Source organism: Luteimonas sp. TWI662, from assembly GCF_039673825.1.
In the GTDB taxonomy this organism is placed as follows: domain Bacteria; phylum Pseudomonadota; class Gammaproteobacteria; order Xanthomonadales; family Xanthomonadaceae; genus Luteimonas.
On record NZ_JBDJMI010000002.1, the window covers coordinates 106308 to 125510 of the forward strand.

Consider the following 19203-nt stretch of genomic DNA (forward strand, 5'->3'; position numbering starts at 1 on the left):
CTGCAATCCCAACTGCTGGGTCGCCAAGCCTAGTCAACAACAGCTGAACGCAGCACGATGTTACGCCAGATCCGGCAAAGCGGACGGGCGAACACGACAGCGCCGTCGGGGTGCCTGGCGTGACTGCGCTGTCGCCTCCCCTCCTTTACGATCGAACTGACCTGGGTGGTGGATGTCGTCCGGGGCCGGATCGACGCGGGTGTTGCGTAGCCCCGATGTAGTCTGCGCCGGGACCGGCGCTCGACGAAGCGCTATTGCGGGGGATCCTTCTTCGTAGACCAGCCCCATTGCCTCTATTGCAACCATCGCGCTGGAATCGCTCATGACACAGGCCAAGTCCACCACCCCATGCAACGGCGTGTCGCTGCCTGAACGCATTGTCCCCTTTCCGACTTCGATCAGCGCGCAGGCCAGGGCCGCACTGCAGCGCTTGGTCACGGCGCAGGGTGTGCCGGTGAATGCGCTCATGCCCCTGCCCGCGGCGGAAGATACAGCGGCCTGGCAAGCCCTCAAGGACCAGGTGGACAGCCAGTACGCGGCTGCCATGAAAGGCCTGGCCGAGCACCTTCGCGCGAGGGTCGACACCTTGATCCTCGGCGAGGCTGAGATCCACGTCGCCACGCCTGGCGCGTCGGCGCACCCCCAGCGCGCCTGTATCGACCTGCACGGCGGCGCCCTGCTGTTCGGTGGTGGCGAGGCCTGCCGTGTCAGCGCGCAGCAACAGGCGGACCGCTACGGTGCCCGCTGCTATGGCGTGGATTATCGCTTGCCGCCCGAGCATCCCTACCCTGCTGCGCTGGACGATTGTCTGGCGGCCTATCGGCATGTCCTGACCCAGCACGCGCCCACCGATATCGTCCTCATCGGGCGTTCGGCGGGCGGCAACCTCGCCCTGGCGATGCTCTTGCGCGGACGCGATGAAGGCCTGCCGATGCCCGCCGGCCTGGTGCTGCTGTCGCCCGAAGTCGACCTGACCGAGTCCGGCGACAGCTTTCACACCAATCGCTACATGGACGTGATGCTCCCCCTCCCGCTGATGCAGATCAATCGGCTCTATGCCGGAGGCGCAGACCTCGGCCATCCCTATCTGTCCCCCTTGTTCGGCCAACTCGACGGCCTGCCGCCGACTTTCCTGCAAACGGGGACCCGCGACCTTTTCCTCTCCAACGCGGCGCGCCTGCATCGCGGGTTGGTCCGAGCCAAGGTTCCGGTCGAGCTCTATCTCGGGGAAGGCATGCCCCATGGCGGCTTCATGGGCGCAACGCCAGAGGATGACGACCTGGCGCAGGAGATCGGCGTCTTCATCGAGGCTCGCTGGCAAACGCAGCGCTGACCCCGGACCGTCCGCGGCCGGAACACAAACGAAAAAGCGGGCCATCGGCCCGCTTCTTCGTTTCCCGCGTTGAGCGATTACAGCGCTTGGCTGCGCACGCCGGCCTGGTGCGGATAGCTGGCGAAGATCTCGGCGATCGTCGACCGGATCCGCTGCTCGCGCTGTTCGGGCTTGAGATTGGCGACGCGTCCGACCGCGATGCCCTCCCACACCAACCGCTTCTGCCGCGCATCCACCAGATCCACGTTCATCGTGCCCTCGGTGTAGCGGTAGACGCTGGTGCGCTCGTTCCAGTACGGCACCGCGAAGTAGCCGCGGTGGCGATAGCTGTAGTAGTAGGCGTAGTCGACCGTCGGATAGCTGGTGACATCGGTCCGACGTTCTATGTAGGCGTTGATGTTCACCCACAGGTCCGGGTCGGCCTCGCTGTAGCGGTAGCCGCGGCGCTCCATCTCGGCGCGCACGGCGGCCTTGGTGACCTCGCTGGTCTGGGTTTCGTAGCCGTCCTTCTCGATCGCCAGCGGCGTGTAGAACGACCAGGTGCGATAGGCCGAAAAGTCCGCCCTGGGATCGGCTTCGGTGGTGATGCGGGGCCCGGTCGCGCAACCGGCGAGCAGCGCGAGGCCGCACAGGGCCACCAGCCAGGCGGCCACGCGGGACGTGGAAGTCTTCATCTTGGGGTCTCCCTGTTGACGGATGGATCTTGGCGCGCCGCCACGATACCGGCCCTGAACATACGCGGCGCGCCGTCGAGCGGACGCGACGGCCGGACGAATGGTCCATCCGGCCGCCACCGCGGTCACTCGGGCAGGTAGACCTCGGCGCCCTGTGCCCGGAACTGGGCAGACTTCTCCGCCATGCCCGCAGCCAGTGCCTGCTCGGCCTCCACGCCATGCTCGGCCGCGTACTCGCGCACGTCCTGGGTGATCTTCATCGAGCAGAAGTGCGGCCCGCACATCGAGCAGAAGTGCGCGGCCTTGTGGGCGTCCTTGGGCAGGGTCTCGTCGTGGAAGGCCTCCGCCTTCTCCGGGTCGAGCCCCAGGTGGAACTGGTCCTGCCAGCGGAACTCGAACCGGGCCTTGCTCAGCGCGTTGTCGCGCACCTGCGCGCCCGGATGCCCCTTGGCGAGATCGGCGGCATGCGCGGCGATCTTGTAGGCCATGATCCCGTCGCGCACGTCCTCGCGATTGGGCAGACCCAGGTGCTCCTTTGGCGTGACGTAGCACAGCATCGCGGTGCCGTACCAACCGATCATCGCCGCACCGATCGCGCTGGTGATGTGGTCATAGCCCGGTGCGATATCGGTGGTCAACGGGCCGAGTGTGTAGAACGGCGCCTCGCCGCACTCGCGCAGTTGCTTGTCCATGTTCTCCTTGATCAGCTGCATCGGCACATGGCCCGGCCCTTCGATCATGGTCTGCACGTCGTGCTTCCAGGCGATCTTGGTCAGCTCGCCCAGCGTCTCCAGCTCACCGAACTGCGCTGCGTCGTTGGCGTCGGCGATGCAGCCCGGGCGCAGGCCGTCGCCGAGCGAGAACGCCACGTCGTAGGCCTTCATGATCTCGCAGATGTCTTCGAAATGTTCGTACAGAAAGCTCTCGCGATGGTGCGCCAGGCACCACTTGGCCATGATCGAACCGCCGCGCGAGACGATGCCGGTCACGCGCTTGGCGGTCAGCGGCACGTAGCGCAGCAGTACGCCGGCGTGGATGGTGAAGTAGTCCACGCCCTGCTCGGCCTGCTCGATCAGCGTGTCGCGGAAGATCTCCCAGGTCAGCGCCTCGGCGCGGCCGTCCACCTTCTCCAACGCCTGGTAGATCGGCACCGTGCCGATCGGCACCGGCGAATTGCGCACGATCCATTCGCGGGTCTCGTGGATGTGCTTGCCGGTCGACAGGTCCATGACCGTGTCGCCGCCCCAACGGATCGCCCAGACCAGCTTCTCCACTTCCTCGGCGATGCCCGACGACACCGCGCTGTTGCCGATGTTGGCGTTGATCTTGGTCAGGAAATTGCGGCCGATGATCATCGGCTCGCTTTCGGGATGGTTGATGTTGCAAGGCAGGATCGCGCGACCACGCGCGATCTCGTCGCGCACGAACTCCGGAGTGATCGAAGGCGGAATGCTCGCACCGAAGGCCTGACCGGGATGCTGGCTGCGCAGCAGCGCATCGCGCACCAGCTCCAGACGCTGGTTCTCGCGGATCGCGACGTACTCCATCTCGGGGGTGACGATGCCGCGGCGCGCGTAGTGCATCTGGGTCACGTTGGCGCCGGCTTTGGCCGCACGCGGTTGCACGCGCGACGGGAAGCGCACGCCGGCCAGCCGCGGATCGTGTTCGCGCGCCCGCCCGAAGCTCGACGACAGGCCAGGCAGGACCTCGGTGTCGTCGCGCTCGGCGATCCAGGCCGCGCGCAGCGGTGCCAGGCCCGCAGCCAGGTCGATCTTCACGTCCGGGTCGGTGTAGGGGCCCGATGGGTCGTAGACAGTGACCGGCGGATTGTCCTGCCCGCCGAACAGCGTCGGCGTGCGGGTCAGCGCGATCTCGCGCATCGCCACGCGCAGGTCCGGGCGCGAGCCCTGGACATGGATCTTGCGCGACCCGGGGATGGGCCGGGTGACCGAATCGGAGAGTTGCTGGGCCTGCTGCAACAAGCTGACGGGCTGGGCGTTCATGGCATTCGTCCTGTTGGATGCCGCATCGTGGGATGCGGGCGTCGCCAGCGAGGGATTCGCAAGGCGGGACGAAGCGGCGGCGCGCCCGGACCGCGTGCCGCTGGCACGCATGCGCGCGCCATCGGTCCGGGGGCCGGCTGCGAAGCTTCCCTACGCCGGTATCAACCGGATCAGGTTCGAAGGGACTGTCTCAACCGACTGACGTCGGTACCCCCGCTTCGGGGCCGATTAGACCATGCGGGGCGCGAACACCCAAGCCGAGACCGACGCCACCGGCGTCCCGACGCCGTTGTGCGCGGATCAGTCGACGCAGGATCTCCCGGCACCCGGCGGCGCAGGCCTGTACGAAAAACCGGTTGACAACGCGCGCGGCGGCGTGGTGTGCTGCGGACATGATGCATCGCACCAACGCCTCCCGCCTGTCGACGACCGCCATCCGTGCGGTGGTGCGTGGGCGCGCGGCGGCGGCGATCATCACGACGATCGTCGGCATTACCGGCACCGGTATCACCGGGACCGGGATGTGGACGCGCGCCGCCAGTTGACCTGACCGCCCGCTCCGCATCCCTCCCGGGATGCGGACGCCACGTCCCGCCCGATCGTGATGCGGAGCCCCTTTCCAGGAGCTCCCCATGTCGTCCGCCGTCGCGCTTCGCGCCCAGTCCGTCCCCACCGCCGACGATGCGTCGCCGGCGCTCGCCTGCCATGTCCACAAGTTCGGCGGCACCAGCCTGGCCGATGCCCCGTGCATCGCGGCGCTGGCCCGCCTGGTGCCGGCCGACGCACGGGTGCGGCCGGTGATCGTGTCGGCGATGTCGGGCACCACCAATGCCCTGATCGCGCTCGCCGACGCCGCCCTCGCACTCGATGACTGGAAGCCGGCGTGGGACGCGCTGCGCCAGCGCCACGTCGCGGCCGCCGACGCGTTCGAACACGAGGCCGACGGCCCGCTGCACGCCGCGCTCGAGGACGAGTTCGCCGCTCTCGCCCACGACCTGCAGAGTCTGCACACCGACGCCGCCGATCGCGACGCGCGGCTGGCGCGTATCCACGGTTGCGGCGAGCAGTTGTCGTCACGACTGGCCCAGGCCGCGCTCGGCCCGGGCTGGCAGCGCCTGGACGCACGCGACGTGCTGGTGGTCCGGCACGGCGAGATGGGCGCGGTCGTCGACTGGGACGCAAGTCGCGCCCGTCTGGCGAGCTGGCGCCTGGCCCACGCCGCGCGCGATGTGGTGATCACCGGCTTCGTCGCCCGCGACGGCGACGGTCGCGACACCACGCTCGGGCGCAACGGCAGCGACTACTCGGCAGCGATCTTCGCCAACCTGTTCGACGCCCAGGCCCTGACCATCTGGACCGATGTCGACGGCGTGCTCTCGGCCGATCCGCGCCTGGTGCCCGATGCGGTCTGTTTGCCGGCGATGTCCTATGCCGAGGCCTGCGAACTCGCCTACTTCGGTGCAAGCGTGCTGCATCCCCAGACCCTGGCGCCGGTACAGGCCCGGGGCATTCCAGTGCGCATCCGCAACAGCCGCAATCCGTCTGCGCCGGGCACGACGATCGCACCGGCGGCCGCGGCAGCGGCCTCGCCCGTCAAGGGCCTGAGCCTGGTGCGTGATGTGGCCGTGCTCGAACTGGTCGGCAATGGTCTGGTCGGCGTGCCCGGCACCGCCGAGCGCATGTTCGCGGCCCTGCATGCGGCCGGCGTCTCGGTGACGATGATCTCGCAAGGCTCGTCGGAGCATTCGATCTGCTGCGTCGTGCAGGCCGGCCAGGTCGAGCGCGGCCGCGCCGCGATCGTCGCCGCGTTCGCCGACGCAATCGCCCAGGGCCAGGCCCAGGGGGTGACCGTGACCAGCGATCTGTGCGTACTGGCGGCGGTCGGCGACGGCATGGTCGGGACCCAGGGCGTCGCCGCGCGGCTGTTCGCCGGCCTCGCCCAGGCGCACGTCAACATCCGCGCCATTGCGCAGGGCGCGGGCGAGCGCAACATCTCGGTCGCGATCGCCCAGACCGACGCCACCCGCGCATTGCGCGCCGCGCATGCGGCCTTCTGGCTGTCGCCGCAGACGGTCTCGGTTGGCGTGATCGGGCCAGGCAACGTCGGCCGTGCACTGCTGGCGCAACTGGCCGACGTGGCACCGGCGCTGCGCGAGCGCGCAGGCGTGGACCTGCGGCTGCGCGCGATCGCCAGCAGCCGGCGGATGCATCTCGACGACGCGCCGCTCGATCCCGCCCATGCCGCCGCGACGCTCGATACCACCGCGCCGGCCTGCGACCTGGACGCGTTCGCCGCGCACGTGCGCGCCAGTCATCTGCCGCATGCCTTGATCGTCGACTGCAGCGCCAGCGATGCCGTCGCGGCGAAGTATCCCGAGTGGCTGGCCGCCGGCATCCACGTCGTCACCCCGAACAAGCACGCCGGCAGCGGCGCGTGGGCACGCTATGCGGCGATCCGCGGGGCCCAGCGCGCCGGGGGCGGCCGCTTCCTGTACGAGGCCACCGTGGGCGCCGGCCTGCCGGTGATCCAGACCCTGCGCGGCCTGCTCGATACCGGCGACACGCTGCACGGCATCGACGGCATGCTCTCGGGCACGCTGGCCTGGCTGTTCAATCGCTACGACGGCAGTCGCCCGTTCTCCGAATTGGTACGCGAGGCCCGGGCGCTGGGCTACACCGAGCCCGACCCGCGCGACGACCTGTCGGGCCTGGACGTCGCGCGCAAACTGGTGATTCTGGCGCGCGAAGCCGGCCGGACGCTGTCCCTCGAGGACGTCGCGGTCGAAAGCCTGGTGCCCGAGACCCTGCGCGACGTGCCATTGGCGGCGTTTCTCGACCGCCTGCACGAGCTCGACGCGCCGATGCAAAGCAGGCTCGATGCCGCCCGCGCCAACGGCCATGCGCTGCGTCACCTGGCACGCCTGCAAGGCGACGGCCGGGCCAGTGTCGGCGTGGTCGCGCTACCGGCCGAGCACTCGTGCTGCCACACCCGGCTGACCGACAACCTCGTGCAGTTCCGCACCGCCCGCTACGCGGACAACCCGCTGGTCGTCCAGGGGCCAGGGGCCGGCCCGGAAGTGACCGCCGCGGGCGTATTCGCCGATGTGCTGACGATCGCCCATGCGCTCGGCAAGCAGGCCGGCCTGCCGTTCCTGCGGCATGATGGATGCAACGCGCAGGCCATCGAATCGGCGGCCTGCGGATGACGGCGCAGGCACGAAAGCCGACCCGGCTGCCCCTGGTCGATACGATGTCGATGTCACGATCCAACGCCGCCGACCGGGCGGCAGCAGGAGGCTCCACCATGCCCGAACATCCCTGGGTCGCGGCGTTTGCGCCGGCGAGCGTCGGCAACATCGGCGTCGGCTTCGACCTGCTCGGCCACGCGATCGACGGGCCGCGGGACATCGCCCGGGTACGTCGCATCGCCGCGCCGACCGTCGTCATCGAGGCGATCGACGGCGACGTTGCGGGCATCGACGCGATCCCGCTCGATCCGACGCGCAATACCGCCGGCCTTGCGTTGCAGTCGTTGCGCGAGGCGCTGTCGCTGCCGTACGGCTTCGCACTGCGTTTGGAGAAAGGCATCCCGCTGGGATCGGGGCTCGGCGGCTCGGCCGCCTCGTGCGTCGCGGCACTGGTGGCCGCGAATGCGCTGCTCGACGCCCCCCTGCCGCGCGATGCGCTGTATCCGTTCGCGCTGGACGGCGAAGCGATCTCCAGCGGCAGCCGGCACGGCGACAACGTCGCGCCGATGCTGCTGGGCGGGGTGACCCTGGCCACCGCCGACCGTGCGATCGCACTCGAGGTCCCAGCGACGCTGCACGCGGTCGTCGTGCATCCCGACCAGGTGCTGGAAACGCGCCGGTCGCGTGCGGTGCTCGCCGCCCCCTATCCATTGCACGACATCGTTGCCCATAGCGTGCACCTGGCGCTGTTTCTGACCGGCCTGCAACGCGGTGACCTCGATCTGGTGCGTGCCGGACTGCGCGACGTGCTGGTCGAGCCGCGCCGCGCCGGATTGATTCCCGGGTTCGCGCAGGTCAAGTCGGCCGCACTCGACCACGCCGCGCTCGGCGCCAGCATCTCGGGCGGTGGACCGAGCGTCTTCGCCTGGTTCGCCTCGCGCACCGAGGCCGAGGCCGCTGCACCAGTCATGCGCCAGGCGTTCGCCGACGCCGGTTTCGACGCCCGCACCTATGTCGGTCCAGTGGCTGGCCCACGGGCCGCGCTGCTCGACCCGAGCCCGGTATCGCGGCCGCTTGGCACGCGCGCCGCGCATCTACCCTTCTCCCAGTGACGAGCGCACCATGCATTTCCTGAGCACCCGCGGTGGCGTGCCGCCGACACCGATCGACGATGCCCTCGTGGCGGGCCTCGCGCCCGACGGTGGCCTGTATGTGCCCGCGTCGATTCCTGTCCTCGACCTGGAGGTACCGCGCGCCGCGCTCGCCGAGACCGCGGCCGCGACCCTGGCCCCCTGGTTCTCGGGATCCCGGCTCGAGGCACAGCTACCGGCACTGTGCGACGAGGCGTTCGCCTTCGAGGCGCCGCTGCGCCCGCTGCGCGGCGCCGGTGACCATGTGCTCGAGCTGTTCCATGGCCCGACCGCCGCGTTCAAGGATTACGCCGCCCGTTTCCTGGCCGGTGCGCTGGGCGCGTTGCGCTCGCCCACCGCGTCCGACACCACGATCGTGGTCGCCACCTCGGGCGATACCGGGGCCGCGGTGGCCGCGGCCTTCCACAGGCGGCCGGGGTTCCGTGTCGCCATCCTCTATCCCGAAGGCCGGGTATCTCCGCGTCAGGCGCACGGCCTGGCATGCTGGGGGGACAACGTACGCGCGTTCCGCGTCGACGGCAGCTTCGACGACTGCCAGCGCCTCGCCAAGCACGCGCTGTCGGATGCCGCGCTGCGGGCGCGCGTGCCGCTGGGTTCGGCCAACAGCATCAGTCTGGGCCGTCTGCTACCGCAGTCGGCGTACTACGTGCATGCCGCGGCCGCACATCACGCCCGGCATGGAGAGCCGCTGAACCTCATCGTGCCCACCGGCAACCTCGGCAATGCCTGCGCTGCGGTGCTCGCGCGCGCGTTGGGCGCGCCCCTGGGCGAGATCCGCCTGGTCTGCAATGCCAACGACACGCTGCCACGCTTCTTCGCCGGTGCCGACTACGCCGCGCAGCCCACGCGGGCCACGCTCGCCAATGCGATGGACGTCGGTGCGCCGAGCAACTTCGAGCGGCTGCGCCACTGGCATGTCGACGACGCCACGCTGCGCGCCGGTTTCGCCGCAGACAGCGTGGACGATGCCACGATCCGCCGGATCATCGCAGCGGCACCGGCGCGACACGGCATCGTGTCCTGTCCGCATACCGCGACGGCGCTGGCCGTGCTCGAACGACTGCGCGAAGCCGGCGATACACGCGGCTGGGCGGTCGTTGCGACCGCACACCCGGCGAAGTTCGAAACCATCGTCGAGCCGTTGATCGGACACGACGTGCCGCTACCGCCCGCGCTCGCCGACTGCCTGGCACGCCCCGCGGGCGACACTCCGCTGCCGGCCGATGCGGACGCACTCGCCGAAACGCTCGAACGCTGGCACCGGACTGCCGACATGGGCTGACCGACGCTCGTTCGGGCGGCGTGCGCCCGAGCAAGCGTCCCAGGCCCGACACACCGGGCGCTGGCCCCCATGCCCAGGTGGGTCGTGCGAAGACGCGGGCGGCAGCGACGCCGCTGACGCATCGCCTTGTCCAGCCAGACCGGCTGGACGTTGTGCACAATGTCGATATAATTAGCCGCCATACCATACGGCGACTAACCCGATACCGATCCGACCCTTCGCCTCAAGCGTACGGATGAGCATGCGGCGAAGACGACGACGGAGCGACCGGATCGCCCCATGGCGCGTGCGCAGTTGCTGCGACCACACGCGATCCATACACGCCGGCATCTCCGCCACTCCTGCCATACAACCTGAAACGAAGACCCCAAGCCCATGGCTCACTACCTCGTCGAACTCTATAGCGCGAACGCCGCATGGCGCGCGTTGCCCACCGCCAACCGCGAACGCTTCCTGGCCGGCGTCCACGCTGGAATGGGCGGACTGTCCAGTCTCGGCATTGAGGTCCTGGCGCTGGGCGAAGCGGACGCCGACATCGATCATGCGAGCGGCCACCGTTACTTGGGGGTGTGGCGATTTCCCAACACGACGGCCCGGGATGTCCTACTGGCCGGTATTCGCGATAGCGGTTGGTACGACTACTTTGACCATGTGAACGCGGCCTGCGACGCGGGCGGACTTGCAGACCATCTGGCCGTGCTTGCGACCGCGTAAGCGCGAGGCGCCTGTGCCGATGACCGAGCACCGGTGCCGTGTGGTGTCCCGGCGCCCAATGAAAAAGGCCCCCGCCGGATGGCAGGGGCCTTCGATAATGCAATGCTGTCGATCAGGGCCGCGAGGTGCGGGTGCCCGTGGCAACCTTCAGCTGCTTGGCGTCCACACTCTTCACGCCTTCGATGCCACGTGCGATCGCAGTCGCGCGATCGATCTGCGCCTGCGACTCGACGTCGCCCGACAGACTGACAATGCCGTTGCTGGTCTCGACGCTGATATCCAGACCGGACACATCGCTCGACGCCAGCAGATCGGCCTTGACCTTGGTGGTGATCCAGGTATCGGACATCGGCTGATGCGAATCGGTCTGCGCGGCAGTGGTGTGATCCTTGCGGTCGTGATCCTGCGCGAGCGCCGAACCGGTGAATGCAACCGCACCTGCAAGCGCGCCAGCCATCAGGGTCTTGTGCAGAGTCTTCATTGGGCGTCCTCCGAATCTTATGGTGTGCCGCGAGTCTGCGCAGCCTCCCCGTGCCGGGGGGGTGAAGGCGACACGTTCACGGCGCGCAGAGCGCCCCGTTGTTATCAGCCGCTCATGAATCGTCATCTCCCCCCTGCCGCGCCTGTCACGCAGGCGAGTCTCGAAGCGGCCCGGGCCGCCGGCCTGCGCTGGGTCTGCGATCGCGATCCCGGCCTTTGCCGCCGCCGCGCCGGCAAAGGATTCAGCTATCGCGATCCCGGCGGCGCAGCGGTGCGGGACCGCGAGGTGCTCGCCCGGATCCGGCAACTGGCCATCCCGCCTGCCTACACCGACGTGTGGATCTGCCAATATGCCAACGGCCATCTGCAAGCCACCGGGCGCGATGCGCGCGGGCGCAAGCAGTATCGCTACCATCCCGACTGGTCGACCACGCGCGGCCTGGGCAAGTTCGACCGGATCGTCGCGTTCGGCAACGCACTCCCACGCCTGCGCCGTGCGCTACAACGCGACCTGGCGCGCCCGGGCATGCCACGCGAGAAGGTATTGGCGATCGTCGTGTCGCTGTTGTCGCAGACCTTGATCCGGGTCGGCAACGACACCTACGCCCGCAGCAATGGATCGTTCGGCCTGACCACGCTGCGCAACCGGCACTTCGAGCGGGCCAAGGCCGGCGGCGCGCGATTGCGCTTCCGCGGCAAGAGTGGTCAGGCGCACGACATCGCGATCGACGACGCCCGGCTGTGCCGGCTGGTACGCCGCTGCCAGCAATTGCCGGGGCAGGCGCTGTTCCAGTACATGGACGACGAGGGCGAATGCCGCGGTGTGGATTCGGGCATGGTCAACGACTACCTGCGCGAGGCCATGGGCGAGTCGTTCACCGCCAAGGATTTCCGCACCTGGGGCGGCACCGCACTGGCGTTCCGTCAGTTCGCCGCGCGGCCCCTGCCCACCGGACGCAATGGCGGCCCGCCGAGCGAGCGGGCGCTGGCGCTGCAGGAGAAGCAGGTCATCGCCGATGTCGCCGCGACGCTGGGCAACACGGTGTCGGTGTGCCGCAAGGCCTACATCGATCCGGTGCTCTATACCGCGTGGCGCGACGGCCGCCTGCAGCGCGCAGCCGCCAACGCGCGCGGTCCGCGGCAGTGGGAACAGGCAACGCTCGGCCTGCTGCGCCGCGCCCATCGCGCGGCGCGCAAGCGCTGATCTGCCGGGTCAATGAATTGGTTGTCGACGCAACTGTTGACAGCCCGTCCCGGGCATGGTTTTCTCGACCCATGACGCAGCGCAGCACCCGCATGCAGCTCCCCGCCCGCACCGCCACCGGTGACGGCCGGACCGTCATGTTCGCCGCGACCACCGCGCTTCTTATTGCCGTACTTCTTATTACCGTCCAGTCAGGCGCGGGAACGGGGTTCGTGTAAGAAAAAGCGAAACCCAAGGTCGAAAGAACCGAACCCCGCGCCGACAAGCGCGGGGTTTTTTGTTGCCCATTGCCTAGCACCAGAGCGAACCGATGCCCGACACCATGCCCGTCTTCACCCCCGCCCGCAGCGCCGCCCAAGGCGCTCGCGGCGCGGCGCGGGCGTGTCGGACACCTGCACGCACGGGCGCTGCGATGGCGACGACGCATGCGACGGCCGGATGGAACAGGGCGATGCCCTCGACCTCCGGCCGTCGTCGTATCCGGGCGTCGATCCCGACGCCCCCCTCCTCCTTTTCCTCCAGCGGACACGATCGCCCATGAGCAATGCACACCCCTCCATCGCCATCGTCGGCTACGGCAGCCAAGGTCGCGCGCACGCGCTGAACCTGCGCGACTCGGGCTTCGACGTCGTTGTCGGCCTGCGTCCCGGCGGGCCGACCGAACAGAAGGCCAAGGCCGACGGCTTCACCGTCAAGGCGCCCGCCGACGCCGTGCGCGAGGCCGACCTGGTCGCCGTGCTGACGCCGGACATGGTGCAAAAGCAGCTTTATGTCGAGGTGCTGGCGCCGCATATGAAGCAGGGCGCGACGCTGCTGTTCGCGCACGGCCTGAACGTGCATTACGGCATGATCGCCCCGCGCGAGGACCTGGACGTGGTCCTGGTCGCGCCCAAGGGGCCCGGCGCCCTGGTGCGCCGCGAATACGAGATCGGCCGCGGCGTGCCGTGCATCTACGCCGTGCACCAGGATCGCAGTGGTCATGCCCGCGATACCGCGCTGGCCTATGCCGCGGGCCTGGGCGGGGCGCGCGCCAACGTGATCGAGACCACGTTCAAGGAAGAGACCGAGACCGACCTGTTCGGCGAGCAGGCGGTGCTGTGCGGCGGTGCGTCGTCGCTGGTACAGGCCGGCTTCGAGACGCTGGTCGAAGCCGGCTACCAGCCCGAGATCGCCTATTACGAGGTGCTGCACGAGCTCAAGCTGATTGTCGATCTGTTCTACGAGGGCGGCATCACCCGCATGCTCGAGTTCATCTCCGAGACCGCGCAGTACGGCGACTACGTCAGCGGTCCGCGCGTGATCGACGCCGGCGTCAAGGCGCGCATGAAGGACGTGCTGGCCGACATCCAGGACGGCACATTCGCCAAGAACTGGGTTGCCGAGTACGAGGCCGGGCTGCCGAACTACAAGCGCTACAAGCAGGCCGATTTCGACCACCCGATCGAGCAGGTCGGCCGCCAGTTGCGCGCGAAGATGACCTGGCTGGGCGAGCAGGCCGACGCTCCTTCACAGCGTACGGAAGTCGCGTGATGAATGGCGCCCGCTGGCTGGTGCAGGCGCTGGAGGCCGAAGGAGTCGAGACGATCTTCGGCTATCCGGGCGGCGCGATCATGCCGTTCTACGACGCGCTGCATGGCGCGTCGCTGAAGCACGTCCTGGTCCGCCACGAACAGGGCGCGGCATTCGCCGCGAACGGCTTCGCGCGGGCCAGCGGGCGCGTCGGCGTCTGTGTAGCGACCTCCGGCCCGGGCGCCTCGAACCTGGTCACCGGCATCGCCGATGCGATGCTCGATTCAGTGCCGATGGTGATCATCACCGGCCAGGTCGCCACGCCGCTGATGGGCACCGACGCGTTCCAGGAGCTGGACGTGTTCGGCATGACGTTGCCGATCGTCAAGCACAGCTTCCTGGTGCGCAGCGTCGACGAGCTGCCGCATGCCGTCACCGAGGCGTTCCGGATCGCCCGCTCCGGGCGTCCCGGGCCGGTGCTGATCGACATGCCCAAGGATGTGCAGATCGGCGACGCCGCCCATCTGGGAGCGCACGTGCCCTCGCGCGCCGACACCATGCCGCCCTGCGCCGACCACGCGCTGCACGAGGCGGCGGCGCTGCTGGCGCAAGCGCAGCGTCCGGTCGTCTACGGCGGCGGCGGCATCGTGCTGGGTGATGCACTGGAGGCATTCCGCGAGTTCGCCGACCTGACCGCGATCCCGACCGTGCTGACGCTGCGTGGTCTCGGCGCACTGCCGCCATCGCACCCTGCGAACCTGGGCATGCTCGGCATGCACGGCACGCGCGCCGCGAACCTGGCGGTGCAGGAGGCCGACCTGCTGCTGGTCGTGGGCGCCCGCTTCGACGACCGGGCCACCGGCAAGCTGGCCGAGTTCGCCCCGCACGCGCGGATCGTGCACCTGGACGGCGACGGGTGTGAGATCGGCAAGCTGCGGCAGACCGATGTCGCGGTCTGCGGCGATGTCGCCGCCAGCCTGTCGCGGCTGGCCGCGCCATGCGCGGCGCACACACACGGGCGTTTTGCCGCGGCGCGTGCGCAATGGCGCACGCTGTGCGCGGAGCGACGCGAGCGCTTCGCTGCCCGCTACGACGCCCCGGGCGACAAGGTCTATGCCCCTGCGCTGCTCAAGCGCCTGAGCGAACTGGCGCCTGACGCCGTGGTGGCCTGCGACGTCGGCCAGCACCAGATGTGGGTCGCCCAGCACTGGCGCTTCGACCATCCGCGCAAGCACCTGACCAGTGGCGCGCTGGGCGCGATGGGCTTCGGCCTGCCGGCCGCGATCGGCGCCCAGCTCCAGGACCCGAGGCGCCGCGTGGTCTGCGTCAGCGGCGACGGTTCGTTTCTGATGAACGTGCAGGAGCTGGCGACGCTCAAGCGCTACCAGGTGCCGGTGAAGATCGTGCTGCTCGACAACCAGGCGCTGGGCATGGTGCGGCAATGGCAAGAGCTGTTCTTCGATCGTCGCTATTCGGAGATCGACCTGTCCGACAACCCCGACTTCGCCCAGGTCGCCCGCGCGTTCGGCATCCAGGCGCTGTCGGTCGACCGCAGCGACGACGTCGAAACGGCATTGCAGGCCCTGCTCGATGCGCCGGGCCCGGCACTGCTGCATGTCGCCATCGACACCGCCGCCAACGTCTGGCCGCTGGTGCCGCCCAACCACAACAACGCGCAGATGCTCGACCACGCCGATGCCGACATCGAGGCCGATGCCGCGACAGCCGACGCCTCCGCCTTGACCGACCCCACTGCCCCCGCGCCCGAGGAATGCCGCCATGCGTTACCAGTTTGAGATGACCCTGCGCCGCGCCGAAGGTGCGCTGGTGCGTGTGTTGGGTACCACCGAGCGCCGCGGCTTCCGACCGCTGACCTTCGAGGGCGCCGCCGGCGAGGACGACGACCGCTGGTGCCTGCGCATGACCGTCGAGGGCGACCGCGCCGCGAGCGCACTGCAAGGCCAGCTGGCCAAGCTCTACGACTGCCTGTCGGTGGAGGTGCAGCCGTGTCGTTGAATGTCGCCGCCGATGCCGCGGTCGCGGTCGCACCGATCGCCGAGGCCGCACGCGCGCCCAGCGACCGGGTCTGGTTCGACGGTGCGTTGCACGCTGTCGATGCGCTGCAGGCGGGCCTGACCACGCACGCGATGCATTACGGCAGCGGCGTGTTCGAGGGCATCCGCGCCTATGCCACCGACGACGGCGCCGCTGTGTTCCGGCTGCCCGAGCACTTGGCGCGCATGCGAGAGGGGGCGGCGCTGCTGGGCATGGCGTTCGATCCCGCGCTCGCGACCGAGGCGGTGCTGGCGACGCTGCGCGCCAACCGCCATCGCGACGCCTACGTCCGGCCGCTGGCCTGGTTCGGCGAGGGCGGCTTCGGGCTCGATGTCGAGGGCCATGCCGAGCATTTGATGGTCGCCACCACCGCCACGCGCGTGCACCTGGCCGGCACCCGCGCACGGCTGGGCATCAGCAGCTGGCGGCGCAATCCCGCCGATTCGCTGCCGCCGCTCAAGCTGTGCGGCGCCTACGTCAACTCGATCCTGGCCAAACGGCAGAGCAAGTCGCGCGGCTTCGACGAAGCGCTGTTCACCGATGCCGACGGCTTCGTGGTCGAGTGCACCGGCGCCAACGTGTTCCTGGTCAAGGACGGCCGCCTGACCGCGGTTGCCCACCGCGACGCATTGCCCGGGATCACCCGCGACACGCTGATCGCGCTGACCGGCGCGTCCTCGCGCGCGGTCACCGTCGCCGAACTGCTGGATGCCGACGAGGTGTTCGCCTGCGGTACCGCCGCCGAGGTGGCGCCGGTGCAGGCGATCGAGGACCGGAGCTATGGCGACAATCCGGTCACCCGCGAACTGGCCGATCTCTACGCCCGCGTGGTGCGCGGCCAGGCCGAGGCCGGCCGCGGCTGGCTGACGGCGGTTTGAGCATGCCCGACCCCGATGTACGCCGCGTGCCGCGCGCCACCGCCAGCGATGTGCTGGCGGCGCAGGCGCGGCTGCGCCGCCATCTCGACGTCACGCCGATCCACTATGCCGAGCGCTTCGGCTGCTGGCTGAAGCTGGAGAATCTGCAGCGCACCGGTTCGTACAAAGTGCGCGGCGCCCTCAACGCGCTGCTGGCCGCACGCGAGCGCGGCGACGACCGCACGGTCATCGCCGCCTCGGCCGGCAACCACGCCCAGGGCATGGCCTGGGCCGCTTACCGGCTCGGCGTTCCGGCGATCACGGTGATGCCGCGCAACGCGCCGCAGACCAAGATCGCCGGCGTCGCGCACTGGGGCGCCACAGTGCGCCTGCACGGCGACACCTACGACGAGGCCAAGGCGTTCGCAGGCGAACTGGCGGCGCAGAACGGCTTCCGGCTGCTGTCGGCCTTCGACGATATCGACGTGATCGCCGGCCAGGGCACTGTGGGCCTGGAGATCGCCGCGGCCCTGGTGCCGGACGTGGTCATCGTGCCGATCGGCGGCGGCGGGCTCGCGGCCGGCGTGGCCCTCGCGCTCAAGAGTCAGGGGGTGCGCATCGTCGGTGCCCAGGTCGAAGGCGTGGACGCGATGGCACGCGTGCTGCGCGGCGATGACGCCCCGTTCTCACCGGTCGCCACGCTGGCCGACGGCGTGCGCGTGGCCGACCCCGGCCAGCTGACCCGGGCGTTGCTGGCCGACCTGCTCGACGATGTGGTCATCGTCCGCGAGGCGGAACTGCGCGAGACGCTGGTGCGTCTGGCGCTGGAGGAACACGTGATCGCCGAGGGCGCGGGCGCACTGGCATTGGCGGCCGGCCGTCGCGTCGCCGGGCGCCGCAAGGTCGCGGTGGTCTCGGGCGGCAACCTCGACGCCGGGGTGCTGGCGCGCCTGCTGTCGGAGGTCCGCCCACGGCCACCGCGCAAGCCGAGGCGTCGCCAGCGCATCGTCGACGCGACCGCGACCACCGCGGCGCCGCCGGCACCGGCCGCCACGCCACGGCGGCGCAACGACCTGGGCACCACGGCGCCGGCCGGAGGCGGCGAACCGCGACTTCGACGCGCGATCAAAGCGCCGCCCGACCGCATGCCCCACCGTATTGCCGAGGAACTTCCCGCATGACCGCTTCCGACACCATCCGAATTTTCGACACCACCCTGCGCGACGGCGAGCAATCGCCGGGCTGCAGCATGTCGCCGCAACAGAAAGTCGTGATGGCCCGCGCACTCGCCGAGCTGGGCGTGGACATCATCGAGACCGGCTTTCCCGCCAGTTCGGAATCCGACCGCGAGGCCGCACGCCTGATCGCACGCGAAGTCCGCACGCCGACGCTGGCGGTGCTCTCGCGCTGCCTGCCCGCCGACATCGAAGCCTCGGCGCGTGCGCTCGAGGGCACCGCCCGTCCGCGTATCCACGTCTTCATCTCCACCAGCCCGCTGCACCGCGAGCACAAGCTGCGCATGAGCCGGCAACAGGTGCTGGACATGGCCGCCACCAGCGTCGCGCATGCCCGACGGCTGGTCGACGACGTCGAGTTCTCGACCGAGGACGGCACCCGTACCGAGGACGATTTCCTGGCCGAGGTCATCGCCGCGGCGATCGCCAGCGGCGCCGGCACGATCAACGTTCCCGACACCCTGGGCTATGCGACACCCGAGGAAAGCCGCGCGCTGTTCCAGCGGTTGATCGCCAACGTCCCCGGCGCACGTGACGTGATCTTCAGCGCGCACTGCCACAACGACCTGGGCCTGGCGGTCGCCAACTCGCTGGCCGCGATCGAGGGCGGCGCGCGCCAGGTCGAGTGCACGATCAACGGCATCGGCGAGCGCGCTGGCAATGCCGCGCTGGAAGAACTGGTCATGGCGCTGAAAGTCCGCAACGCGTTCTACGACATCGACACCGGCATCGACACCCGCCGTCTGGTCCCGACCTCGCAACTGCTGCGCCGCCTGACCGGGATGAGCGTCCAGCGCAACAAGGCGATCGTCGGCGAGAACGCGTTCGCGCACGAATCGGGCATCCACCAGCACGGCATGCTGCGCCACCGCGGCACCTACGAGATCATGAACCCCTCGGACGTCGGCTGGCCCGATTCCAAGCTGGTGCTGGGCCGGCACAGCGGCCGCGCCGCGGTCGGCCACCGGCTGCGCGCGCTTGGCTACACGGTCGAGGATGCGCAGCTCGATCAGGTGTTCGCTGCGTTCAAGGCGCTGTGCGAGCGCCAGCGCGTGGTCGAGGACGACGACCTGGAGGCGTTGATGCACGGCGACGTGCATGGCCAGGGCTGGCGCCTGGCGTCGATGACGATCAGCGATCGCGGCCAGCGCGCGAGCGCGGTGATCGAACTGTCCGACCCGGACGGCAACAAGGTCGGTGAAAGCGCACTGGGCGATGGGCCGGTGGACGCCCTGTTCGCCGCGCTGGCGACGGCGACCGGCGTGGACCTGTCGCTGGAAAGCTATCAGGTGCACAGTGTCGGCACCGGCCGCGACGCCCGGGGCGAGGCCAGCGTCAGCGTGCGCCACGGCGACGCCATCTTCGATGGCAGCGGCACCAGCCGCGACATCATCGAGGCCAGCGCGCTGGCCTGGCTGGACGTGGCCAACCGCATTCTTCGCGGCCGCGTCGCGACCGCCACAGCCGGGGCCGCTGCAAAGCCCCACGCCGCCCATGCCTGACCGCCACTGTCCAGAG

16 protein-coding genes, 1 pseudogene and 1 riboswitch are annotated in these 19203 nt (G+C 69.7%); of the genes and pseudogenes, 14 read left to right on the top strand and 3 right to left on the bottom strand.

Annotation, left to right across the window (positions count from 1 at the left end; translation table 11 throughout):
* Nucleotides 1-322: 322 nt before the first annotated feature.
* Complete coding sequence (locus tag ABE488_RS02945) at nucleotides 323-1333, top strand: alpha/beta hydrolase (RefSeq protein ID WP_346447086.1); 1011 nt, start codon at nucleotides 323-325, stop codon at nucleotides 1331-1333.
* A 77-nt stretch (nucleotides 1334-1410) separates the two neighbouring features.
* Here ABE488_RS02945 and ABE488_RS02950 read toward each other — a convergent pair whose 3' ends face one another.
* Nucleotides 1411-2007, bottom strand: coding sequence for a DUF4136 domain-containing protein (locus tag ABE488_RS02950; RefSeq protein WP_346447088.1), 597 nt, complete (start codon nucleotides 2005-2007; stop codon nucleotides 1411-1413).
* Between the two features lie 125 nt (nucleotides 2008-2132).
* Nucleotides 2133-4010, bottom strand: coding sequence for a phosphomethylpyrimidine synthase ThiC (thiC, locus tag ABE488_RS02955; RefSeq protein ID WP_346442702.1), 1878 nt, complete (start codon nucleotides 4008-4010; stop codon nucleotides 2133-2135).
* A 129-nt stretch (nucleotides 4011-4139) separates the two neighbouring features.
* Nucleotides 4140-4235: riboswitch (TPP riboswitch) on the bottom strand.
* A gap of 167 nt (nucleotides 4236-4402) precedes the next feature.
* Here thiC and ABE488_RS02960 point away from each other — a divergent pair.
* From ABE488_RS02960 to ABE488_RS02980, 5 genes and pseudogenes are all read left to right on the top strand, one after another.
* The gene (locus tag ABE488_RS02960; protein ID WP_346447090.1) at nucleotides 4403-4555 is read left to right on the top strand and encodes a hypothetical protein; all 153 of its coding nucleotides are present in this window, start codon (nucleotides 4403-4405) and stop codon (nucleotides 4553-4555) included.
* An 87-nt stretch (nucleotides 4556-4642) separates the two neighbouring features.
* Nucleotides 4643-7129, top strand: a pseudogene (gene thrA, locus ABE488_RS02965) (bifunctional aspartate kinase/homoserine dehydrogenase I); the annotation flags it as partial.
* A 185-nt stretch (nucleotides 7130-7314) separates the two neighbouring features.
* Entirely contained in the window at nucleotides 7315-8310 is a 996-nt protein-coding gene (locus ABE488_RS02970) for a homoserine kinase (protein WP_346447092.1), read from the top strand.
* A gap of 10 nt (nucleotides 8311-8320) precedes the next feature.
* Nucleotides 8321-9631 (top strand): threonine synthase, encoded by a 1311-nt coding sequence (gene thrC, locus ABE488_RS02975; RefSeq protein WP_346447094.1) that lies wholly within the window; start codon nucleotides 8321-8323, stop codon nucleotides 9629-9631.
* Between the two features lie 375 nt (nucleotides 9632-10006).
* Complete coding sequence (locus ABE488_RS02980; RefSeq protein ID WP_346442695.1) at nucleotides 10007-10345, top strand: DUF6616 family protein; 339 nt, start codon at nucleotides 10007-10009, stop codon at nucleotides 10343-10345.
* 112 nt (nucleotides 10346-10457) lie between these two features.
* Here ABE488_RS02980 and ABE488_RS02985 read toward each other — a convergent pair whose 3' ends face one another.
* Complete coding sequence (locus ABE488_RS02985) at nucleotides 10458-10826, bottom strand: BON domain-containing protein (protein ID WP_346442693.1); 369 nt, start codon at nucleotides 10824-10826, stop codon at nucleotides 10458-10460.
* Between the two features lie 114 nt (nucleotides 10827-10940).
* Here ABE488_RS02985 and ABE488_RS02990 point away from each other — a divergent pair, with 114 nt between their 5' ends.
* From ABE488_RS02990 to ABE488_RS03025, 8 genes are all read left to right on the top strand, one after another.
* The gene (locus tag ABE488_RS02990) at nucleotides 10941-12029 is read left to right on the top strand and encodes a DNA topoisomerase IB (protein ID WP_346447096.1); all 1089 of its coding nucleotides are present in this window, start codon (nucleotides 10941-10943) and stop codon (nucleotides 12027-12029) included.
* Between the two features lie 71 nt (nucleotides 12030-12100).
* A complete protein-coding gene (locus ABE488_RS02995; RefSeq protein WP_346442689.1) occupies nucleotides 12101-12247 on the top strand; it encodes a hypothetical protein in 147 nt (48 codons plus the stop codon).
* A 319-nt stretch (nucleotides 12248-12566) separates the two neighbouring features.
* Nucleotides 12567-13559 (top strand): ketol-acid reductoisomerase, encoded by a 993-nt coding sequence (ilvC, locus tag ABE488_RS03000; protein ID WP_346447098.1) that lies wholly within the window; start codon nucleotides 12567-12569, stop codon nucleotides 13557-13559.
* A complete protein-coding gene (ilvG, locus tag ABE488_RS03005; RefSeq protein WP_346447100.1) occupies nucleotides 13559-15334 on the top strand; it encodes an acetolactate synthase 2 catalytic subunit in 1776 nt (591 codons plus the stop codon). The genes ilvC and ilvG overlap by 1 nt, the downstream gene beginning before the upstream one ends.
* Nucleotides 15318-15554 (top strand): ACT domain-containing protein, encoded by a 237-nt coding sequence (locus tag ABE488_RS03010; RefSeq protein WP_346442683.1) that lies wholly within the window; start codon nucleotides 15318-15320, stop codon nucleotides 15552-15554. The genes ilvG and ABE488_RS03010 overlap by 17 nt, the downstream gene beginning before the upstream one ends.
* The gene (locus tag ABE488_RS03015) at nucleotides 15545-16471 is read left to right on the top strand and encodes an aminotransferase class IV (protein ID WP_346447102.1); all 927 of its coding nucleotides are present in this window, start codon (nucleotides 15545-15547) and stop codon (nucleotides 16469-16471) included. The genes ABE488_RS03010 and ABE488_RS03015 overlap by 10 nt, the downstream gene beginning before the upstream one ends.
* A 2-nt stretch (nucleotides 16472-16473) precedes the next feature.
* Nucleotides 16474-17631, top strand: coding sequence for a threonine dehydratase (locus ABE488_RS03020; protein WP_346447104.1), 1158 nt, complete (start codon nucleotides 16474-16476; stop codon nucleotides 17629-17631).
* Nucleotides 17628-19187 (top strand): 2-isopropylmalate synthase, encoded by a 1560-nt coding sequence (locus tag ABE488_RS03025; RefSeq protein WP_346447106.1) that lies wholly within the window; start codon nucleotides 17628-17630, stop codon nucleotides 19185-19187. The genes ABE488_RS03020 and ABE488_RS03025 overlap by 4 nt, the downstream gene beginning before the upstream one ends.
* Nucleotides 19188-19203: the final 16 nt, after the last annotated feature.